Source organism: Bacillus stratosphericus (genome assembly GCF_020524495.1).
GTDB classification, from domain to species: Bacteria; Bacillota; Bacilli; order Bacillales; family Bacillaceae; genus Bacillus; species Bacillus stratosphericus_B.
Window position 1 is genome coordinate 13,992 of sequence record NZ_JAIVLB010000010.1, and the last position, 20,890, is coordinate 34,881.

At 40.7% G+C, this 20,890-nt stretch carries 18 protein-coding genes, 5 pseudogenes, 1 riboswitch and 1 other annotated feature; of the genes and pseudogenes, 16 read left to right on the forward strand and 7 right to left on the reverse strand.

All coding sequences use genetic code 11. The features are described from left to right. The first annotated feature begins 57 nt into the window (after positions 1-57). Both htrC and LC033_RS05660 read left to right on the forward strand, forming a co-directional pair. The gene (htrC, locus tag LC033_RS05655; RefSeq protein ID WP_376776412.1) at positions 58-1,248 is read left to right on the forward strand and encodes a serine protease HtrC; all 1,191 of its coding nucleotides are present in this window, start codon (positions 58-60) and stop codon (positions 1,246-1,248) included. Positions 1,249-1,317: 69 nt separating this feature from the next. Beyond that, on the forward strand, positions 1,318-1,782 hold the full coding sequence (locus LC033_RS05660) for a GNAT family N-acetyltransferase (protein ID WP_226567279.1): 465 nt from the start codon (positions 1,318-1,320) through the stop codon (positions 1,780-1,782). Positions 1,783-1,821: 39 nt separating this feature from the next. On the opposite strand, the gene LC033_RS05665 is transcribed toward LC033_RS05660, so the two are convergent. Together LC033_RS05665 and LC033_RS05670 are read right to left on the reverse strand one after the other, a co-directional pair. Continuing rightward, positions 1,822-2,703: an ABC transporter ATP-binding protein gene (locus LC033_RS05665; protein ID WP_226567280.1), complete on the reverse strand. Its 882-nt coding sequence runs from the start codon at positions 2,701-2,703 to the stop codon at positions 1,822-1,824. Next, complete coding sequence (locus LC033_RS05670) at positions 2,704-3,393, reverse strand: ABC transporter permease (RefSeq protein WP_226567281.1); 690 nt, start codon at positions 3,391-3,393, stop codon at positions 2,704-2,706. A gap of 190 nt (positions 3,394-3,583) precedes the next feature. Beyond that, positions 3,584-3,854: a binding site (T-box leader), on the forward strand. A 110-nt stretch (positions 3,855-3,964) separates the two neighbouring features. Here LC033_RS05670 and LC033_RS05675 point away from each other — a divergent pair. The 7 genes from LC033_RS05675 to LC033_RS05705 all read left to right on the forward strand — a co-directional run bounded on the left by LC033_RS05675 (position 3,965) and on the right by LC033_RS05705 (position 11,288). Then, positions 3,965-4,825 carry an SAM hydrolase/SAM-dependent halogenase family protein gene (locus LC033_RS05675; protein ID WP_226567282.1) on the forward strand — a complete coding sequence of 287 codons (861 nt, stop codon included), beginning with the start codon at positions 3,965-3,967 and terminating at the stop codon, positions 4,823-4,825. A gap of 14 nt (positions 4,826-4,839) precedes the next feature. Further along, positions 4,840-5,397 carry an ECF-type riboflavin transporter substrate-binding protein gene (locus LC033_RS05680; RefSeq protein ID WP_226567283.1) on the forward strand — a complete coding sequence of 186 codons (558 nt, stop codon included), beginning with the start codon at positions 4,840-4,842 and terminating at the stop codon, positions 5,395-5,397. 19 nt (positions 5,398-5,416) lie between these two features. Then, a complete protein-coding gene (locus LC033_RS05685; RefSeq protein WP_226567284.1) occupies positions 5,417-7,132 on the forward strand; it encodes an ABC transporter ATP-binding protein in 1,716 nt (571 codons plus the stop codon). Then, on the forward strand, positions 7,123-7,953 hold the full coding sequence (locus LC033_RS05690) for an energy-coupling factor transporter transmembrane component T family protein (RefSeq protein WP_226567285.1): 831 nt from the start codon (positions 7,123-7,125) through the stop codon (positions 7,951-7,953). The genes LC033_RS05685 and LC033_RS05690 overlap by 10 nt, the downstream gene beginning before the upstream one ends. A 161-nt stretch (positions 7,954-8,114) precedes the next feature. Next, positions 8,115-8,285, forward strand: a complete 171-nt coding sequence (locus tag LC033_RS05695) for a CxxH/CxxC protein (protein WP_226567286.1) — start codon at positions 8,115-8,117, stop codon at positions 8,283-8,285. 80 nt (positions 8,286-8,365) lie between these two features. Further along, positions 8,366-8,845: a 23S rRNA (pseudouridine(1915)-N(3))-methyltransferase RlmH gene (gene rlmH, locus LC033_RS05700; protein WP_226567287.1), complete on the forward strand. Its 480-nt coding sequence runs from the start codon at positions 8,366-8,368 to the stop codon at positions 8,843-8,845. An 857-nt stretch (positions 8,846-9,702) separates the two neighbouring features. After that, positions 9,703-9,782: riboswitch (glycine riboswitch) on the forward strand. A gap of 162 nt (positions 9,783-9,944) precedes the next feature. Then, positions 9,945-11,288 carry an amino acid permease gene (locus LC033_RS05705; protein WP_226567288.1) on the forward strand — a complete coding sequence of 448 codons (1,344 nt, stop codon included), beginning with the start codon at positions 9,945-9,947 and terminating at the stop codon, positions 11,286-11,288. Between the two features lie 385 nt (positions 11,289-11,673). Here the strand turns inward: LC033_RS05705 and LC033_RS05710 are convergent. Beyond that, a pseudogene (locus LC033_RS05710) lies at positions 11,674-11,846 on the reverse strand (helix-turn-helix transcriptional regulator). Positions 11,847-12,010: 164 nt separating this feature from the next. On the opposite strand from LC033_RS05710, the gene LC033_RS05715 reads away from it, so the two are divergent. Continuing rightward, complete coding sequence (locus tag LC033_RS05715; RefSeq protein WP_226567289.1) at positions 12,011-12,634, forward strand: NUDIX hydrolase; 624 nt, start codon at positions 12,011-12,013, stop codon at positions 12,632-12,634. A 110-nt stretch (positions 12,635-12,744) separates the two neighbouring features. Here the strand turns inward: LC033_RS05715 and LC033_RS17200 are convergent, their stop codons facing one another. Then, positions 12,745-13,002, reverse strand: coding sequence for a monooxygenase family protein (locus LC033_RS17200; RefSeq protein ID WP_376776410.1), 258 nt, complete (start codon positions 13,000-13,002; stop codon positions 12,745-12,747). A 418-nt stretch (positions 13,003-13,420) separates the two neighbouring features. Here LC033_RS17200 and LC033_RS17580 point away from each other — a divergent pair. After that, positions 13,421-13,510: pseudogene (locus LC033_RS17580) on the forward strand (PRD domain-containing protein); the annotation flags it as partial. Positions 13,511-13,938: 428 nt separating this feature from the next. Here the strand turns inward: LC033_RS17580 and LC033_RS05735 are convergent. Then, the gene (locus tag LC033_RS05735; RefSeq protein ID WP_226567290.1) at positions 13,939-15,117 is read right to left on the reverse strand and encodes a Rap family tetratricopeptide repeat protein; all 1,179 of its coding nucleotides are present in this window, start codon (positions 15,115-15,117) and stop codon (positions 13,939-13,941) included. A 420-nt stretch (positions 15,118-15,537) separates the two neighbouring features. On the opposite strand from LC033_RS05735, the gene LC033_RS05740 reads away from it, so the two are divergent. Further along, a complete protein-coding gene (locus LC033_RS05740; RefSeq protein WP_226567291.1) occupies positions 15,538-15,750 on the forward strand; it encodes a hypothetical protein in 213 nt (70 codons plus the stop codon). Between the two features lie 52 nt (positions 15,751-15,802). On the opposite strand, the pseudogene LC033_RS17005 reads toward LC033_RS05740, so the two are convergent. Further along, positions 15,803-16,052: pseudogene (locus LC033_RS17005) on the reverse strand (ATP-binding cassette domain-containing protein); the annotation flags it as partial. Positions 16,053-16,145: 93 nt separating this feature from the next. Further along, positions 16,146-16,730 (reverse strand): annotated as a pseudogene (locus tag LC033_RS05745) (TetR/AcrR family transcriptional regulator). Between the two features lie 146 nt (positions 16,731-16,876). Here LC033_RS05745 and LC033_RS05750 point away from each other — a divergent pair. From LC033_RS05750 to LC033_RS05765, 4 genes and pseudogenes are all read left to right on the forward strand, one after another. Beyond that, the gene (locus tag LC033_RS05750) at positions 16,877-17,989 is read left to right on the forward strand and encodes a CdaR family transcriptional regulator (protein WP_226567292.1); all 1,113 of its coding nucleotides are present in this window, start codon (positions 16,877-16,879) and stop codon (positions 17,987-17,989) included. A gap of 117 nt (positions 17,990-18,106) precedes the next feature. Continuing rightward, on the forward strand, positions 18,107-19,378 hold the full coding sequence (locus tag LC033_RS05755) for a GntP family permease (protein WP_226567293.1): 1,272 nt from the start codon (positions 18,107-18,109) through the stop codon (positions 19,376-19,378). Between the two features lie 29 nt (positions 19,379-19,407). After that, positions 19,408-20,541: a glycerate kinase gene (locus tag LC033_RS05760; protein WP_226567294.1), complete on the forward strand. Its 1,134-nt coding sequence runs from the start codon at positions 19,408-19,410 to the stop codon at positions 20,539-20,541. 62 nt (positions 20,542-20,603) lie between these two features. Then, a pseudogene (locus LC033_RS05765) lies at positions 20,604-20,720 on the forward strand (PhnA domain-containing protein); the annotation flags it as partial. Positions 20,721-20,890: the final 170 nt, after the last annotated feature.

Consider the following 20,890-nt stretch of genomic DNA (forward strand, 5'->3'; position numbering starts at 1 on the left):
AGATAGGAGCTTCTTACCAACACTATATACATATCTATTCACTGAAAGGAAGGAAACATAGTGGATTATCGCGATGTAGAGTGGAAGCCGAGACGAAGCAGAAAAGGATATTTCTTATCTGGTTTGATCGGTGTATTGGTAGGAGCTTTTTTAATGGGATTCTTTTTTCCCTATGTGTCTGGACAGAGCGGCAGTCCCTTTGGATGGCAGCAAGCTAAAGACCAGCAAGCATCAGAGGGTCCTTTAAAGACCGTCAATGTGAACGTAAATGATGCTGTCACAAAAGTGGTGTCTAGCATGTCTGATACGGTTGTCGGCGTTATTAATATCCAAAAGTCGAGCTTTTGGGAGGAAGGCGGAGAAGCAGGCAGCGGTTCAGGTGTGATTTATAAGAAAAAGGGTGACACCTATTATATCGTGACCAACCATCATGTCATTAAGGGTGCAAATCAGCTTGAAGTGAGCCTTCAGGATGGGACAAGAATTAGAGCAAATCTTGTAGGAAGCGATCAGCTCATGGATTTAGCTGTACTCACTGTCAAAAGTGATAAGATCAAGAAAACCGCAGCCTTCGGCAATTCAGATCATGTGAAGCCTGGGGAGCCAGTCATAGCCATTGGAAACCCATTAGGGCTAGAATTTGCAGGCTCTGTCACACAAGGTGTCATTTCAGGAACGGAGCGTGCCATTCCTGTTGACTCAAATGGTGACGGACAGACGGATTGGAATGCGGAGGTCCTGCAAACGGATGCTGCCATCAATCCTGGGAACAGCGGTGGTGCCCTGATCAATATGGACGGAAAAGTGATCGGTATCAATTCGATGAAGATTGCTGAATCAGAGGTGGAAGGAATTGGACTCTCCATTCCAGCCAATCTGGTCATCCCTGTCATAGAAGATTTAGAGCGCTATGGGGAGGTCAAACGTCCGTACCTTGGGGTTGGCATGAAATCACTAGCAGATATTGCGAGCTATCATTGGCAGGAAACATTGAAACTCCCAGCAAAGGTAACAACAGGGGTCGTCGTGATGAGTGTGGAACCTCTGTCTCCAGCAGGAAAAGCGGGACTAAAAGAGCTGGATGTCTTGACGTCCTTTAGTGGCAAGGATGTACAAAATATCGTGGATCTGCGTAAATATTTATACCAAAAGAAAGTCGGAGATAAGGTAAAGGTGCAATTTTACCGAAACGGAAAGAAAAAATCGGTAGAGATCAAACTCTCTAGAACCGACCGATTTGGCGGATAACCAGTTCCAACAAGGGACTGGTTTTTTTTGCATGCTCATCATATGATGAACGGAAAGGGGGAGGTACGATTGGTTACACTACAACCGATGTCACAAACAGATTACGACTCATTGATAGAGGCGACGATTAAGCGGTACGCAGAAGAAAAGGTACTAGCAGGAACATGGGCCAAGGAAGAAGCGCTTGAAAACGCAGAAGATCAATTTGACCGGCTGCTTTCAGAAGGCATTCATACAGAGCATCATGAGCTGTGGAAATTCTTAAACGGGGACGAGGCCATTGGCTGGGTCTGGCTTTGTTATGATCCGAATCACCCTCAAAAGGAAGGATTTATTTACAACTTCATCTTGTTTGAAGCTTACCGAGGAAAAGGCTTTGGGAAACAAGCCATTGCTGCATTAGAGGAGCAAGCAAAGTTATTAGGTGTACAAAAACTCTCGCTACATGTCTTTGCTCATAATCAAATCGCCCGTTCGCTGTACGAGAAGACGGGCTTTGCGGAAACCAGCATCTACATGAGCAAACCGATCTAAAAAAGAAGAAGTACCGTTCGGACTGCGTACGGTACTTTGTTATGAAGACATCATGGCATCCTGAGCCGTGACTCGGTATAGATCTACTTTGCATTTCACGAAGGCACGGATGATCGATGGGACTTGGGCTTCTGAACGAATCAACAATGAGGTCTCGTCATCACTGATCACAAGGTCTGTTCCCACACTTTGTAAGTACTGTGTGAGAACAGGCTTCACCTCATCATCAATCCACGCATGCTTAAAGGTTGCACGAATGTTTGAGGACATGATGGTTTTCCTTTCAGGATGATTACGTGGGGTCACTAATTTTCCTTCAGAAATAAACGCAGTTTTGGTACAAATAGTATTTGTGAACCTTGGGCGGTCAGCTGTTAAAAAGACGGTTTTTCCTTCATACTTCAACGTTTCGATGACCCGTTGGATATGCAAGATCGAATCTGAATCAATATCTGTAAAAGGTTCGTCGAGTAAAATAAATTCAGGCCGATGGGCGATTGCCTGCGCCATTCCGAGCCGTTTCTTCATACCAGATGTAAAGACACCGACCTTCTCTTGATGGTAGCGATGTAAACCAACAAATTCTAGCAATTCTTCATAATAGCTTATTTTCTGGCGTGTGCCGTTGATTTTGGATAAATAGACGATATGCTCAATTGCGGTGAGCCCTTCATATAAATCCGTATATTCTGGCAGAACGCCGATGTGATGCCTCACTTTTTTTAACGAAGACATGTTCATCATTGTAAACGTACCAGAGGTTGGGCGGGATATCCCTGTAATGATATTGAAAAAAGTGGTCTTACCAGCACCCTTCGGTCCAATGAGTCCGAAAATGTCTCCTTGATTGACATCAAGATGGATATGATCTATTGCGACTTTTGTCCGGTATTTTTTTGTCAGCCCTTTTGTACGTAGCATTTATACATCCCTCCTTTGAAACAGCAGCGCTGTTCCAATGAGTAAGACAACTGTCAATGCTGTATTCATCAGCACATATGTAAGCGGTTCACTCCAGCGTGCATAATAATAAGGCGTCATGTATTGGAACATATGGATAAATCGATCAGAAGAAAGAACAGAAATGATACTGATGATCGGGAAAAGAAAGGAAAACAACATGCCGACAAACATCGATTTCTGCGGTGTTGGAAAGAGCATGGACAGAAACAAAGCACATGAGATGCCTACACTGATAAAGGTCAATATTTTCAAGGCATCAGAGAACAGAAAACGATGTGAAATGACCATATTCAGCACATATGTCGTCATGATGCAGCTGAGCCAAAACAGCATCTGCCCAAGATATTTCCCGATGACAATGTTTAGACGAGTCGTTTTACTGACGAGAAAACGAATGGTTTTCAAATGAATTTCGCGACTCAAAATATCATGGGATAATAAAAAAATAAGGAAAAAACCAAATAAAGAAATCACCAGTTCATTCCCAATGGAATAAGGGTCCTTCTCCTGCTCCCATTGCGCTTGATAAGCCGCTATAAACGGAAGACTTGATACAAAAGTAGATAAAATGAAAATAATAACAATTGTTAAAATGGATTTTGTGCTTTTGAAGAGCTTCTTAAACTCATTCATACAGATGGTCCACACACGCTGTACCTCCCTTCATCTTTATTATAACGTTAGAACAGAAAGACACCATATCTCGCTCTTTAACATTTGTTTAACTTTAAAAAAGATGACTCTTCCAGCATTATTTGATTTATTTTTAAAAATGTTCAGAAAAATATATTGATTTATCTAAAAACATCATGTATGATAGCTTTAATTCAAAATAATTGAACAGGCAATGACGAGAGAAAGTACAATCATCAATTTTTCCACAGAGAGCTTCGGTAGCTGAAAAGAAGCAAAAATAATGATTGGAAAAATGGTCTCTGAGCCTCGTACTGAACATATCCTTGATATAAGTAGGTCACGACGAGATTTGGTACTCGTTATCAAAACCACAGTATATGAGCCAAGTTGGAGCTTTGTACTTGTAGAGGCTGTTTAGCGCGAGCAAACAGTAAATAAAGGTGGTACCACGAGACAAATACCTCGTCCTTATGATTCATAGTTAAGGAGGGGGTATTTTTTATTTTCCACTTTTTTCATACAACTGTCCAAATGTTCCACGTGAAACAACACAACCATTTTTTCAAATGAAAGGGAGATTGACATGAGTGAACATGCATTGGTTTTACAATCAGATTTCGGAATTGATGATGGAGCGGTTAGCGCAATGTACGGAGTGGCAAATACGGTGAGCAACAGCATCCGTATTTTTGATTTAACACACAACATTCCCCAGTATGACATTTGGGAGGCATCCTATCGCCTGCTGCAAACAGTAACTTATTGGCCAGAAGAAACGGTATTCGTATCCGTCGTTGACCCAGGCGTTGGATCAGAGCGAAAGAGTCTTGTCGTCAAAACAACAAGCTCTCACTATATCATCACCCCAGATAACGGGACATTAACGCACGTCGCGCAGGATATTGGGATTGTGGAAGCACGTTATTTAGATGAAACGATCAACCGATTGCCGAAGTCGGGGAAATCACATACATTCCATGGTAGAGATATTTACGCATATACAGGCGCAAGAATTGCATCAGGCGTGATTTCTTTTGAAGAGGTCGGGCCAAAGGCGAATATTGATGATGTTATTCACCTTCCAGCCGTACAGGCTTATGCGGAAGAAGAAGTGATCACAGGGACAATTGATATTTTAGATGTGAGGTTCGGAAACCTATGGACAAACATTCATCACACGTTATTTGAACAGCTTTCAATAAATTATGGTGATTCAATAGAAGTTACCATTGCCAAAGGCCCAAAAAATGTGTATAAAAATATCATGACCTATGGACGATCTTTTGCCGATTTAAAGGTAGGCGAACCACTCATATATGTCAATTCACTCGATCATTTGGGCGTGGCGATCAATCAAGGGTCATTTGCGAAGGCTTATAACATCGGTACAGGCACAGGATGGCGCCTTTCGATTCGCAAAGCTCCGCGCATTATATACGAATAAGAGGAGGAAACATCATGGCAGGTAAACAACTTTCTACGAAAACTGTCGTTGCCATCGGAATTGGCACAGCCGTCTTTGTCATTTTAGGACGCTTCGTCTCCATTCCAACTGGAATTCCGAATACACAAATTGAAACATCGTACGCTTTCCTTGCGTTAATGGCCGTATTATTTGGTCCAATTGCTGGCGCACTGATTGGTTTTATTGGCCATCTCATTAAAGATGCCACCACATTTGGCCCTTGGTGGAGCTGGATTATCGTTTCGGGTGTTGTTGGTTTATTCATCGGCTTCATTTCAAACCGTTTAAAAGTAGAAGAGGGAGACTTCGGCTGGAAAAAAATCACGTTCTTCAACGCCGTACAAGCAGGCGCACAGGCATTAGGCTGGTTTGTCATTGCCCCTGTACTCGACATTGTGATCTATGCAGAACCTGCGAACAAGGTGTTTGTTCAAGGCATCATAGCAGGGATTTCTAACATTATCACAGTCGGAGTACTTGGAACAATCATCATTGGAGCTTATGCGAAAACGAGAAGCAAAAGCGGCAGCCTATCGAAAGAAACATCATGAAGCAAGGTGGAACACGTAAATGAAGAAACCGATGATTCAATTTGAACATTTCGGATTCAAGTATCGCAGTCAGTCAGAGCCGACATTGAAAGATATCAACCTGACCATCTATGAAGGTGAAAAAGTCCTCATCGCAGGCCCGTCTGGATCGGGAAAAAGCACACTAGCCCATTGTATCAATAGGCTAGTTCCTTCATCTTATAAAGGCTCTATCAAAGGAAGTCTTCACATCGGCGGGAAACATGCAGAGAAAGAGAACATTTTCTCCCTCTCACAGCTCGTCGGAACAGTTTTGCAGGATCCTGATGGACAATTTATTGGGCTGACCGTTGGAGAAGACATCGCGTTTACACTTGAAAATGATCAGGTCACGCGAGAAGAGATGAAAATCCGTGTAGAAGCAGCGGCAAGATTAACAGAGGTAGACGGCAAGCTAGCATCATCTGTGCATGAGCTGTCAGGCGGTCAAAAACAGCGCGTCGCCATTGCAGGCGTCCTTGTCAACGATGTCGACATTTTGCTGTTTGATGAACCACTTGCAAGCCTTGATCCTGCAACAGGAAAAGAAGTCATTGATCTCATTGATCGACTGCAAAAAGAAACGAAAAAAACCGTCGTGATGGTCGAGCACCGATTAGAGGATGTTCTCTATCGACATGTCGATCGCATCATCGTCGTTAATGACGGAACGATCGTAGCGGATATGACACCGGACGAATTGCTCGCTTCAAATGTATTGGAGGAGGCGTATTTACGTGAGCCATTATATGTGAAGGCCATGAAATATGCAGGCATTCCGGTTGCGCCCCAAGATCAGTTAGCGAATTTACAGCACCTGACCTTAGATGACCAGGCAAAAGATAAAATTGAGAAGTGGATGGAAGCGTCTGAGGAGAAAGTCGAGCAGGATACAGCGCAGGATTTGCTAGAGGTGTGTGAGCTCAGCTTTGACTATCCGACAAGACCAAACACGCTCAACAATCTCTCTTTTACCGTCAAAAAAGGAGAAATGATCAGCATCGCAGGAGCCAACGGTGCAGGCAAGACGACATTGTCCAAGCTGCTCTGTGCATTTGAAAAGCCAACTAAAGGTACAATCCTTTTAAATGGCGATGACATCACAGGAGATACGATCAAACAGCGCTCCGAACGCATCGGCGTCGTCATGCAAAACCCAAATCAAATGATTTCAAAACAAATGATCTTTGATGAGGTCGCATTGGGTCTTGTATTAAGAGGCGTACAAGAGGAAGAAATAAAAGAACGTGTCGAGCGTGTTCTGAAAGTATGCGGCTTGTATCCATTCCGAAATTGGCCCATCTCAGCTCTCAGCTTTGGACAGAAAAAACGCGTCACCATTGCATCCATTCTTGTGTTAGAGCCGGAAATCATCATCCTAGACGAGCCAACTGCCGGACAGGATTTTAGACATTATACAGAAATGATGACGTTTTTAGAGCAACTAAACAAACAAGGTGTGACCATTTTAATGATCACACATGATATGCATTTGATGCTTGAATACACAACAAGAACCATTGTGATTGCAGATGGAGAAAAAATCGCAGATGATGCACCTGCCAAACTGCTCACAGATCAGTTGCTTGTCCAAAAGGCAAGTTTAAAGGAAACGTCGCTGTATGAGCTAGCGCTAAAAGCAGATTGGCCAAATCCGAATGAACTCGTGGATCGCTTCATTGAGGTTGACAGAAAGGAACGAATGACATGGCTGTAGATATGCTGTCCTATATCGATCGCCCCTCGCCAATTCATCGGCTGACAGGTGCAACCAAACTCATTTGCTTTATCCTCTGGTCATCCGCAGCGATGCTCACGTATGATACGGGCGTTTTAGTCTTTATGCTAGTCGCCAGTATCATATTTTTCCATCTGTCGAACGTACGATTTCGTGATATATCCTTCGTGATGATTGTGTTGGTAATTTTTCTTGTGATCAACAACATCGCCATTTACATCTTTGCACCGCAGCAAGGTGTCGCCATCTACGGAGCAAAACACGAGCTTTTTCATATCGCAGGCCGGTACAATGTCACACTTGAACAGCTTTTCTATCAATTGAACATTACAATCAAATATGTGACCGTCATGCCAGCAGCGCTCTTATTTATCGTCACAACAAATCCAAGTGAATTCGCCTCATCGCTCAGCCGAATCGGCGTCAGCTACCGGATTTCCTATGCTGTAGCGATTGCCCTGCGCTATATTCCAGATATCCAACGGGATTTCCGGACGATTGCAATTTCTCAGCAAGCAAGAGGAATCGATTTATCAAAGAACGAAAAACTGGGGAAACGAATCAAAAATGCGTTATCGATTGTGATGCCTCTCATTTTCTCTAGCTTAGAGCGGATTGAAACGATCAGCAATGCAATGGAGCTGCGTGGATTTGGAAAGCATAAAAAGCGCACATGGTTCACCGCCAACGACTTTCAAAAAGCAGATTATGTGGCGTTAGTGTTTGTTGGTGTGGTGCTGATCGTGACACTTGTAATTACATTTATTAGAGGAACGAGATTTTATAATCCGTTTGTATAGAAAGAAGCCTTCACAGGAAGTGGAGGCTTCTTGTGTTGTTTGTGGATAAAAGGTTTGGGAAATGGCAAAAGACTATTAACATGTGAATAAATCGGTTATATTGAACAATGAGCGAAATACTTGTGAATAACCATAGAACATATTGGAGGAATAAGATACTTATGAACAAAACATTTTATGCTTGTGTAGAACACATTGAAACCGTACTAGATATGTATATAGATGATCATGAACTGCCACCAGAATTCAGAAAAATCGAACATACACACAGTTTATCCACAACCTGTGAATTGTGCGATGAACCTGCAATATATATAGTAGGGAACGCGTGATCGGACACAATATACACAAATTTTATCCACAATTGTTGATAACTTATATGAATAACTTGTTCTTAAGGTGGGGATGACCTGTGAATATATCAATTATCACAGTAGGAAAATTAAAAGAGAAATATTTAAAGCAAGGCATAGCCGAATACACAAAACGATTACAGGCCTATGCGAAAATTGAGATCATTGAGCTAGCGGACGAAAAAGCGCCCGAACATCTCAGCCATCAAGACATGAAAATCATCAAAGACAAAGAAGGCGAACGAATCCTAAGCAAAATCAATCCAGACGCCCACGTCATCACCCTCGCCATCGAAGGAAAAATGAAAAGTTCCGAAGAATTAGCCGAAACAATAGATAATCTGGCAACTTACGGAAAAAGTAAGGTATGTTTTGTCATAGGCGGATCGCTTGGATTAAGTGACGCTGTGATGCAGCGCACGAATGAGAAGCTGTCATTTTCGAAAATGACGTTCCCGCATCAGTTGATGAGGTTGGTGCTGATGGAGCAGATTTATCGGGCGTTTCGGATTGTTCGCGGGGAGCCTTATCATAAGTAAATGCAATTATTATGTACAGTTATAGCTAGTGTTTTATAGATATGACTGTTTTTTATGTAAGAATAAAATTGAGTTGAATATGTTATTACTAGTTGTGAACTAATAAATTTTAAAAAAACTATGCTTATAAAAAAATGAATTGGAATTGGTTAATAACGACTTTGACAATTCACGATAAAAAAAATAATTCTCCTAACAAATGTATATAATGTTTGGAAATATAATGAATTTACACAATCTAATGAAGCAAAAATAAAATTATATTTCGATGATGAATATATTGAATGTGCTTTAAGAAAAGGTAAAAATGGTCATGTAGCAGTAAGATTTGATACTATCGAAAGTTTAAAAATAGAAATTATGTATTATTTTGCTAATTATAAAAATCCTAGTACACATCTAGTCCCAGGATTGGCTGGGATTTTATCTAATAAGACCTATATTCGCAGATACGCTAGAACTAAATCAATAACAGTTGGTGATGCAAACCTAGTGTTAAGAAATATAGTAGTTTCTTTAGGGTTAAATAAAAAAAGAAGACGAATTTAATGAATTGGTAGATAAGATAAAGTTTATATTCCCTAATATTCAAATTTAAGAGTGAATTATAATGAGGATACAGATGAGTATTTAAGTGTAAGGTGGATTTCTCCATCAAACGAGCCGAACATCCTTTGATTTATTAGACCTTAATCAGATGAAGTGAAGTCATCGTGTGTAAGGTAGAGGGAGTGTAACATCAAACAGATTACCATTGACAGCTTTCTTCTTGAGGCGTAAAATATGAAATTATTCAGAAATAGCAACATTTTAAGTAAATAACGAAGGCTATGATTGCTGTGGGTCACACTATGGCAGGAGCAGCTTCTGGAGAGACCACATGTATGTGCGGCGCCGAAGGGTTCACAATCTCAGGCAGAAGGACAGAAGAGTACGAAATATTGTATTTTTGATGCATTGATGATGTCATGTATTGCTTTTCTCTATTTGACTATTCTTTTATGACTATGAGATTGGAGCGCATCCAATCTCTTTTTTTATGTATTTTTTAAGAGTTCGCTATTGCAATATAAGATCGTGTTGTAGGAGGGCATTGAAATTGGCACAACAAGAGTTAAAACGAGATTTATCAAACCGTCATGTTCAATTGATTGCGATTGGCGGAACCATCGGAACAGGGCTGTTTTTAGGCTCTGGAAAGGCCATTCAATTGGCGGGTCCGTCGATCATTTTTGCCTACTTAATTGTCGGAATGGCTATCTTTTTTGTCATGAGGGCACTTGGAGAATTGCTCTTATCTAAGTCGGGCTATCAATCGTTAACCGATATTGCACAAGACTATCTTGGTTCTTGGGCTTCATTTGTGACAGGATGGACGTATTGGTTTTGCTGGATTATGACAGTCATGGCTGATGTCATTGCGGTCGGGGTGTATGTGCAGTATTGGTTTGACATTCCGCAATGGATTCCTGCACTCATTTGTTTGTTGATTTTACTAGGATTTAATTTATTAACGGTGAAGCTTTTTGGAGAAATGGAGTTTTGGTTTGCACTTATTAAAGTCATCACAATTCTATTGTTAATTGGAGTCGGGATTGTCCTATTAATCATTGGGTTTCAAACAGATGCCGGATCTGTGACGGTCACGAATCTTTGGTCACATGGCGGGTTATTTCCAAATGGTATAACAGGCTTCTTGTTGTCATTCCAGATGGTGATTTTTGCTTATGTAGGAGTGGAACTTGTCGGCGTTTCCGCAGCAGAAACAGCGAATCCACAAAAAAATATTCCGTCTGCGATTCATAAAATTCCATTAAGAATTCTTTTTTTCTATGTGGGTGCCATCTTTGTTTTATTATGTATCAACCCATGGACCGAGCTCAGTGCATCAGAAAGTCCCTTTGTGAAAACCTTTGGACTTATTGGTATACTAGTAGCAGCGGGGCTCATTAATTTTGTCGTTCTGACGTCTGCAGCTTCAGCTTGTAATAGCGGTATGTTCTCAACGAGCCGTATTTTGTATAATCTCAGTCATCAAAAGCAGGGGCCAACTTCCTTTGGCCGACTGAATAAGCACGCTGTCCCAAGCAATGCGCTGTTTGTTTCAACAATCGTGGTGTCTGTCGGGGCTCTTTTGAGCAAGATGATGCCAGAACAAGCCTTTGGCATTGTGACGACGATTAGTGCCATTTGTTTCATTTGGGTCTGGAGTATTATTTTAATTTGTCACTTAAAATATAAAAAAGCACGTCCTGATCTGCATGCGGCATCTACTTTTAAAGCGCCATTCACACCTTTTGTGAATATCGGTGTCCTTGTGCTCTTTGCTGCCATTCTCGTGATCATGCTCTTCGCTGACGCAACACGCCCAGCGCTGTTATTGACACCAGTATGGTTCGGTTTCCTATTTTTGATTTATGCACGAAAGAAACGAAGTGCATGATAATGGGCGAAACAGCAAAGTCTTTTCGGGATGTGCTTTTTATCAATTAACGATTTCGAATCTTCAACATATACTTTGCATTGAGAAGAGTTGAGAGCGATTGACTCCGAGGGAATACACAATCAAAATAAACATGGCACCGGTCAATAGAAAATTCATCATTTGAAAGGTGTAAAACAGCCCTTCCAGCATCACATGCTTTTCGCCTTCTTTTCTGATATAGTCCTTGTCTGATGGATTTGGTAGATTGCGATTAGAATAGACAAGCTTTAGCACAGATATCGCTACATAAGAGTTAATTATATTGATCATCAATAAAGTTACATTGACAAGGATGAGCTATAGTTGTTGCTTGGTCACGATAGCAACACCAATTGCCTCGTTTTTAGTTCATCCTCCTCGAATAGAAAAATAGTGAAAGCTTAACAGCCAGCAGGGACGGCATTAATACGTCTCGTTCCATTAAGCTGATCGTCTGGCGAGAAACCTTTACACGCTTTGCAAGCTCAGTTTGGTTCAAACCATCACGTGGGGCAGCTCTTTTAGCCGATTTTTCATCATGTCACCTCAAATATTATCCCAATATTTACTTGATTGTAAAATATTATATTCATTTTGATATTTGTCAAAATGATAAAAATAATTGTTATAAAGATCACCTTTATTCAAAAGGTCAACAATGATACGCTAAAGGAAAGAGAAAAAGAAAACAGGTGATGCCCATGCTCATTGATCAATTAAAAAATGACTTACATCAATCACAACCGTTGTTTATTGGAGAAGAGACAGCGTTCAAAGCCGCAGTCCTTGTCCCTTTGGTGCAAGTCAACGGGGAATGGCATGTTTTATTTGAGGTACGATCGCTGACGATGAAAAAACAGCCTGGTGATATTAGCTTTCCTGGAGGCAAACTCGACGGGGGCGAAACAGCGCAAGAAGCGGCATTGCGAGAAACTCATGAAGAACTGGGCATTCCGCCCGAATCAGTCGAAACCGTTGGACAGCTCAGCCCTTACATTGCCTCTCCATCCTTCGTGGTGTATCCATATGTCGGTATCATTGATGAACAGAAGGTCAAACACTCCTTTAATCAAGAGGAAGTGGAGGAGACCTTTATCGTGTCTCTATCTTGGCTCTGCCAATACGAGCCGTACTTACATCATGTATCTGTTCAGCCAACACCAGCTGAGGACTTTCCTTATGAAAAAATCATGAATGGTGAGAAATACCGCTGGGGGAGTCGTTCGATTGAGGAATGGTTTTTTGATTATGAAAACTATACCATTTGGGGATTAACAGCCCGCATATTAAAGCATTTTGTGTCCGTTGTAAAAAGAAATGCCTAAAGAATCGCTCTCTAGGAATTTGGGTTTATATAGACGCTCTTTCGCTGTTTGTTTTTCTTTCCAAATTGGAATAGGGGATCTAGCTTGGCTCAATCCGTAGGAAGGCATGTTCACACGTAGACTGATTCATACGAGCCTGCTTGAATTTGATAGGTTTCATGACAAATTCCTACTGCGTCATTTTTCCGTGCTCTCTGATTAAATGCTTTCCAAGCCGCCAAATGTTTCTCCATCTTGGCATAGGCAAGGAGGTCCTCTATTGACTGCAAATATTGAATCATGGTTGTGGTGCGTAAACCAAGTCCCGAAGAAACCAATCTCTTCTGATGCGTATACAGTTCTTTGATCATGCTAGGAATTATTGCCATGAATACAGGCAGCCATTGATGGATGGCCCAGCGTTAATTGATTCGTTATCAGTTGTGTATCTGCCAGCAAGTATGTGTTTTTTCATCTGTTCACAAGTTTCCACTGCACCAATCAATTCCTGCTTGGGTCACTTTCTTTCCATAATCTAAACCAGCCAGTACTTCATATCAGCTTCATCTGGATACAGTTCATTAATGTTTTTTTTAATCGAAACGTATGTCTCATAACGGAACGAAGCCCCCCTCCCATAATCCTGTAAAAGCGCCAGTTTTTTCTCAAAAGAAAGATATTGTCCAAAGAATAACTTTAATAAAACTTCATTTCGTTCTACTGGTAACTGATCAGCGGCTGCGCCACATCGTATAATAAGAAGAAGAGCACTTAAACACAAATCTAAATTGAGGGGTCTATTTCACCTTAATAGACCATTTAAATTTTGCAGTAGAACACTTCAAAAAGAATATTAATATCACAAATCTCGTGTACTGGGAAATCAAAAATTACTAAGAAGAATTTGAAGTAGGTAATTATGCACTAGGTGAAAAACCTGATTCGAAAGATGGTATAAAGTATGCCAAGATGATCGGGAGTATAAGTCAATCTTGCGATAATTAAATGTGAAAATGGACCTTATTACAGCCGGTTCATTTCCCATGTGAAATTCTTTGTGGGAAGATTTTATGCAAATAAATTATTATCAGATCAAGAAAATGAGCTGCTGGAACAAATTGCTCACTTGTATCCTCAGCAATGGATGTTGCCAACAGGTGCATAGTATCGTCATCATATATTGTGGTACATATCCACCGCCTCCTTTCTTTCAACAAGTAAAGTAAATGTATAACCACTCGCCTCATCATGAGGCAAGTGGTTCTTTGTATAGTACCGTTTTATATTATGTCCCTATAGGCCGTTCTGCTGTACCAGGATTCGAGTCATTTAACGGATTGAAAAACCCTGTTTGTCCAAAGACAACGATGGCTAAAGCGAAAATCAGTAAACTCATTTTTTTCATCAGAATTCCTCCAGTCAATTTTATGATGTTCCGTGTGATAGGCTTCCTTTAAAAAGAGATATGCTTGATCTATTGATCCCAACTCTTCAAAGTGTCTCGCAGCTAATGCACTCAATTCACGTCCACCTTCAGCATCCTTTAATTCTTTCAGAATACGGATTTCATCGAAACAGGTTTGAGCTTTTTTGGTCATGTCTTCAGTGAAATATAGATGATAGAGCAAATTCATTTTTGCTGTATAGATGGGGCTTTTCTTCGTTTCATGTTTTTGTTTAAGCAATTCGAAATAATAGAGAGCTTGTGTTCTGTCATCAATAGAGAGCAGCTCTTTTATTAACATAAACATGGAGTGATGGAAATAACACGATGAAAGGTAGTCATCATCACTAAGAGCCTTTTCTAGTGCATCGATACATTTTTTTGATTCTCCAGCTTCGGCATACAGAATGCTGATATTATGATAAAGCTGTGATGTTAGAAAATAATCATTTAGACCTTTTGCGATATATAACGCTTTTTTGTAGTAGTTCTCTGCTCTTTTGTAGTCACCAATATCCATAAAATTGGTGGCGGCAATCACAAAGGCTGCAACCAGTCTCCTTTCATACCCTTCATGACTTTTGAAAATATCAATGGCATTCTGAATATAGTGAAGTGAAATCAGGCTTTGATGAAGCAGCATATATAAGTTTGCAATCTTTGTATGAAATTCAGCTACTTCTATTTCATCAGGAATGTTTTGTAGTTTTTTCTCTGCAATCTTAAATAGTCCAATCGCTGAAGCATAGTCTCTCTTATGTGATGCGTAAAGGGCTTTGTACAGGTAAAAATAGTACTCAATTAAGTCATTTGTTTTAGAGGGGCAATCTAGCTCTGTCTTTTCATTCAGATTGTGACCTCTTCTTTCATATAACATGAGTTTATACTTGCCCTCTAGCAATGAATAATAAGTCAAGACCTCCTGATTCTCTTCCATTTTTTTAAGTAATTCCTTTAATTCTGTATACATTGCGTTTGCACTGTGTACATCATGCTTACGAATCGCAATTCGCCAATCATTTAAACGGTTCCCCACCTGTTCAGCTGAAATGGTAGTCATGAAAATTTCACCTCTTTAAGATCCTTTCACCTGTTTCAACAAAAACGATATCACAATTTTTGGTAAAATATAATTGTTTTGGAGAGGTGATTGACAAGAGGTAATAAAAGGGACCTTAGGTCATGTGATGTACGATATTGTACTGATGAATAATCGTTTGTACAAATGAATAAAATCGTTTTTTAAAATGCTAAAAAAGTGATAAACAGATCAATTTTGTCATTATTTTTGAAAATATCACCCAAATATTTATAATAAAGCAATTTTAGGTATTTTTGAGGAAGAATGAAAGATCGATCTAGTAAAGAAAATCAGTTATAATGTTGCTAGAACGTATTGGGAAAGAAATAGATAGAAGCAGACAAAGATAGATATAAATACCAATTACAAAGAATCACGTATGTTAGAAAGGATTTCGGAATGAAGAAAAGATCTCAAACCTTGAATTGGACAAACACACTAGTTATTATGACGTTCTTACTCGTTTTAGTGACTCTTTACATGTCAAAGACATCCTTTTATAGCAAAGAAATTGAACTGTTGACGGAGTCATGTCAACAAGCAGACGGAAAAATTATTTTAGAAACAAATGATTTTTCCATGGATTACTTATTTACATGTAAGGAAAAGTAAAAACAGCCAGCTTCTGAAGTGCACCCCAAATGTTAGAACTTTTCTTTATTACTAAATTAAGAGCACCTTTTGGCTCATCTGCAAAAAGAATGCTTGGTTCATTCATCAGAGCTCGACAGATAGAGGCTCTTTGGGCTGTCCGCCTGATACCTCTAATAAATATCTATCTGCTAATTGACCAAGATCAAGCTTTTCCACTTAAATATTTAGCTCGTTCATTTATTTTTTTCTCGGTCTTTTTTCGCTAAGTAAGCTTCAGCAATAATGTTGTCAAATAGATTGAGATTCTTTAGTAATTGGCTGTGCTAGTGGGTGTAACCTCTTTTGACTAACAAAAATGAACTTCACTCTCCTTTTAGACCGACCGTATGCAGGATTGGTATTAAAGGGACCAATCACTGATTATTGTTATCCAGCTCTCCAGTTAATCGTTTGAGAAGGGAGGAGAAGCTTCCCTTTTTTGCATGTAACGAGGTCTCAAGGATATCTATAAATGCTAGAGCTCGTTGCATACTTTCTTCGGCGATCGTTGGAAAAGGCTCCCATCAAATATGACCTGTGCAGAAGCAAGGAGAAATTCAACCGTCTCTTGCGGATACTGCGTCTGAAAAGTTCATTCTTCTACACCTTGCTGAATGACATCTGCCAAAACGGGTGATAGTTCTTTAATGGCTTTGATCAAGTTTTTTGATGCATTTCTGCATTAGAAGGTTGATGAAATTGTTCTATCATGCCCTGTTTATTACTGCCTTGCTTAGGAGATTGGGCCATATGATATGAAATAGCTTATCGACTACTGGCAGGTTTGGATCAGCCTCAATGCGCTTTGCCACAATGATATCTACTTTTATGATCCTATCACTAATGGCATCCATCACTTCTTCTTTGGATGAAAAGTAATTAGAATGTGCCTTTTGCAATGCCCACGGCTTTTAAAATGTCACATTTTTGCGCTCCTCAGGATGTTTAACGGTTCTCATAAAGCCATCCTTTCTTTTATAAGACTGTCGGTTGGTCCTTTAATTTTATTAAACACTTTTCAACGACTGTTTTTTGCGAGCTTTGCATTTATTGTGCAATGACACTATGATACATTGAATTAAAACATCTTCAGGAGAGATGCTGTATGCAATTTTTAACCAGTAAATTGGCTCAAGAAATGGTTGAACGAACGATGCATATTTTACATCAAAACATCAATGTTATGAATGCGGATGGTGTGATTATTGGTTCTGGTGAACGAAAAAGGATTGGACAAAAACATGACGGAGCACGACTTGTGCTGTTAAGCGGGAACAGTGTCGAAATTGACCAGGAGAAATCTCTCCACCTAAAAGGAGTGAGGCCCGGAATCAATTTGCCTATTTGCTTTCACGAACAAGTAGTTGGTGTGATTGGGATTACTGGTGAGCCAGAGGACATTCGGCATCATGCCGAGCTAGTGAAAATGGCAGCTGAACTTGTATTAGAGCAATCTTTTCTGCTTGAACGAGTTCAGTGGCGGCAACGTATAGAAAGTGAAATTGTCAATCAGCTTATATCTCAATCCGACGTTGGTGATCATCAGCTAAAAAACCGAGCTGCATGGCTGGGAATGGATTTAGATAAGCGTCGAATGGCGGTCGTTTTTCAGCCAGTTCCCTCCTCTGAGGACACCGTGCACAAAATGATGCATGCGATACAATACGATAAGAATCCAACTGATTTACTAGGAATGACCTTCCTTCATGAATTGATTCTTTTAAGACAGCCGATCCGTGAACATAGTCTGAAGCATGTGATTGAGCAGCTACAGCGAACGATGACGAGAGCAGTAGGTGGACAAGTACTTGTGGGTGCAGGAAATGTTGCTGACGATATGAATCAATTGCCATTGTCTTTTCAGCAGGCGAGGGATGCCCTGCGGTTGGGGAAGGTTCTTGATCCAGGGGAAAGCATGTATTTCTTTGATTCTTATCAGCTTGAAAGCTTGTTCATGAGAGCAGGAGTCACCGAAGAAGAAAATTGGTGGAGTGATTTTTACAAGCCGCTTATACAAGAGACGGAGCTCGTCCTTACGTTAAAGGTTTATATTGAAGAGGGCGGTGATTCGCAAAGGATTGTTGATCGTTTATTTATTCACCGGAATACACTGCGATATCGTTTAGATAAAATCAAAGCAATGACCGGAAAAGATCCGCGTCATGTGAAACAGTTGATGGAGCTCTATATGGCACAATTGATGATTCAACTCCCCTGATTGTGCATTTGCACAACTGGATAAAGTGATAAATAAAAAAAGATTATCTAGATTCACAACTCGATCTTATTCAGTAAACGCTTACAATAAAGAAAAGACAAACTGGGGGGATCGGGAATGAATGGAGAAGTGACGGTAAGTACACTTGGAGCCATTATTGCGCTTGTGATTGCTATTGTTCTCATTCTAAAAAAAGTATCACCTGCTTATGGCATGTTGGCAGGTGCATTCGTTGGTGGTTTGGTTGGTGGTGTAGATATTGCTCAGACCGTCAATGTCATGATGGATGGAGCTAAGGACATGATTCCAGCGGTCCTTAGAATTATGTCCGCCGGAGTTCTTGCGGGCGTCCTAATTGAGTCGGGTGCAGCTTTATCTATTGCTGAGTCCATTGTGAAAAAGCTGGGAGAGGCAAGGGCGCTATTAGCACTCGCGCTTGCGACGATGATTTTAACAACGGTGGGTGTTTTTGTAGATGTAGCCGTTATCACGGTAGCACCCATTGCCCTGGCAATTGCTAAACGGGCAAAGCTTTCGAAAACGGGAATTTTACTTGCGATGATTGGGGGTGGAAAGGCGGGAAATATCATGTCGCCGAACCCGAATGCAATTGCCGCCTCTGATGCTTTTGGTGTACCCCTTACTTCAATGATGGCGGCAGGTGTTATTCCGGCTGTGTTTGGTTTAGCTGTTACGTATGTGTTAGCCAAAAAGCTCGCAAATAAAGGGACACCCATTTTTGAAGAGGAAGTCAATCAAAGCAAGGTTCAAGTGCCTACCTTTTTTTCATCGCTGATTGGTCCACTTGTTACCATTCTCTTGTTGGCCCTAAGGCCGCTGTTTCAAATCAATATAGATCCAATGGTTGCCTTGCCGATTGGAGGCATTGTAGGCGCTATTTTTATGAAAAAAGGAAAGTATATCAATGATTATGCGATGTCAGGGCTTCATAAAATGTCAGGTGTAGCGATTATGTTATTAGGGACAGGCACATTAGCAGGAATCGTATCCAATTCTTCCTTGAAAGAGGTTTTTATTCAAGCACTTGACGCATCAGGATTGCCTCCTTATTTGCTCGCACCAACGTCGGGAATCTTTATGTCAGCAGCAACTGCTTCGACAACAGCAGGAACGGCAGTCGCCAGTGGTGTATTTAGCGGAACATTGCTTGGGCTTGGCGTATCTGCTCTTTCAGGCGCAGCCATGATTCATGCTGGCGCAACTGTGCTCGACCATATGCCGCATGGGAGCTTTTTCCATGCAACAGCAGGAAGTGTTCAAATGGACATGAAAGAACGGTTGAAATTAATGCCCTTTGAATCGTTAATTGGTTTGACTTTAACCGTTGTATCGACCATTATCTTTGGCATTTTCCAACTGTTCGGCTGAAGACATGATGAGAAACGGAGGGTTTTTGGATGAAAATTGTGATTGCACCAGATTCATTTAAAGAAAGTTTATCTGCTTATGAGACGGCATGTGCCATTGAGCGAGGGTTTCGTTCTATTTTGCCAAACGCAGAGTATATTAAACTTCCAATGGCAGATGGGGGAGAGGGTACGGTTCAATCACTGGTTGATGCGACAGGTGGACACATTGTCAATCAAGTGGTAACAGGACCTCTTGGTGAGCCGGTGGATGCCTTTTTTGGCATGCTGGGGGATGGTCAGACCGCTGTCATAGAGATGGCCGCAGCATCAGGATTACACCTTGTCCTGCCAGAAAAAAGGAATCCTTTATTCACAACGTCTAGAGGAACGGGAGAATTAATGCTGGCCGCACTGGATAAAGGAGCGAATCATTTAATCATTGGGCTTGGCGGAAGTGCAACGAATGATGGCGGCGTTGGGATGATGCAAGGCTTAGGTGCAGCTTTTCTCGATAAAGCAGGACAAGACCTCATGCAGGGCGGTGGACCACTGAATCAATTAGCTTTTATTGATCTATCTGGACTCGATCCTAGACTTCAAGCTGTCAGGCTAGAGGTGGCTTGTGATGTGGATAATCCTTTAACGGGTGAGAGAGGGGCATCAGCCGTATTTGGTCCTCAAAAGGGAGCAGATGATGAAATGGTTCAGCTTTTAGACAGAAACCTATCTCATTTTGCACTTGTGGCAGAAAAGCAGCTAAAAGTATCCTTTTGTGATGCAGCAGGTGCAGGAGCAGCAGGAGGACTTGGTGCTAGTTTATTAGGTTTTTTACAGGCTGATCTGCAACAGGGAATAGATATTGTGCTCAAGGCTGTTCATTTTGATGATGTCATGAAGGACGCAGACCTTGTCATAACTGGGGAAGGCCGAATTGATCGGCAGACTATCTATGGGAAAACGCCTATCGGTGTAGCCAAAGCAGCAAAACAGTATGATCTTCCTGTGATTGGCATCGCAGGCTCACTATCAAAAGACAGTGCAATTGTACATGACCATGGAATTGATGCGCTGTTTAGTATTGTTCCAGGTGTCACCTCTCTTTCTGAAGCGATGCAAGATGCGGGTGTTCATGTAGAGAGAACTGCGAGGAATATTGCAGCTGTAATGAAATTTGGAATATAAAAGTAAATGATTTAAAATTTTCCTTTTCTATCTCGTTCATTTCTATAGAAATGTGGTAAAATAAAATTGGGACGAAGGTGAAAGGCAGTCGTTTAGTTGAGGGCGATTATACCATTGATTGTAAAATTCCTAGCTTTGCGAATATGAAGTTAAATTCAGAGTTTGTGAAAAAGATATAATGAATGAAGAGGCTGTCGATAATAGCCTCTTTATTCATTTCAATATTTATAGGTGAAAGAAATAATCATAAAAAGAATTCCATACATATAGACTTGTTGAAAAAGGTTCGTTTCAGAAAAAATCAAGCTTCTTTTCACATAAAAATCCGCTGTTTTCTTAACCCTACCTT

Coding starts and splice junctions, on each gene's coding strand:
- LC033_RS05685 (WP_226567284.1), top strand. CDS start 5,417: ATGAAGAAACCGATGATTCAATTTGAACATTTCGGATTCAAGTATCGC.
- LC033_RS05750 (WP_226567292.1), top strand. CDS start 16,877: ATGCAATTTTTAACCAGTAAATTGGCTCAAGAAATGGTTGAACGAACG.
- LC033_RS05675 (WP_226567282.1), top strand. CDS start 3,965: ATGAGTGAACATGCATTGGTTTTACAATCAGATTTCGGAATTGATGAT.
- LC033_RS05735 (WP_226567290.1), bottom strand. CDS start 15,117: ATGACTACCATTTCAGCTGAACAGGTGGGGAACCGTTTAAATGATTGG.
- LC033_RS05755 (WP_226567293.1), top strand. CDS start 18,107: ATGAATGGAGAAGTGACGGTAAGTACACTTGGAGCCATTATTGCGCTT.
- LC033_RS17200 (WP_376776410.1), bottom strand. CDS start 13,002: ATGGCAATAATTCCTAGCATGATCAAAGAACTGTATACGCATCAGAAG.
- LC033_RS05665 (WP_226567280.1), bottom strand. CDS start 2,703: ATGCTACGTACAAAAGGGCTGACAAAAAAATACCGGACAAAAGTCGCA.
- LC033_RS05760 (WP_226567294.1), top strand. CDS start 19,408: ATGAAAATTGTGATTGCACCAGATTCATTTAAAGAAAGTTTATCTGCT.
- LC033_RS05740 (WP_226567291.1), top strand. CDS start 15,538: ATGAAGAAAAGATCTCAAACCTTGAATTGGACAAACACACTAGTTATT.
- LC033_RS05690 (WP_226567285.1), top strand. CDS start 7,123: ATGGCTGTAGATATGCTGTCCTATATCGATCGCCCCTCGCCAATTCAT.
- LC033_RS05715 (WP_226567289.1), top strand. CDS start 12,011: ATGCTCATTGATCAATTAAAAAATGACTTACATCAATCACAACCGTTG.
- LC033_RS05680 (WP_226567283.1), top strand. CDS start 4,840: ATGGCAGGTAAACAACTTTCTACGAAAACTGTCGTTGCCATCGGAATT.
- LC033_RS05695 (WP_226567286.1), top strand. CDS start 8,115: ATGAACAAAACATTTTATGCTTGTGTAGAACACATTGAAACCGTACTA.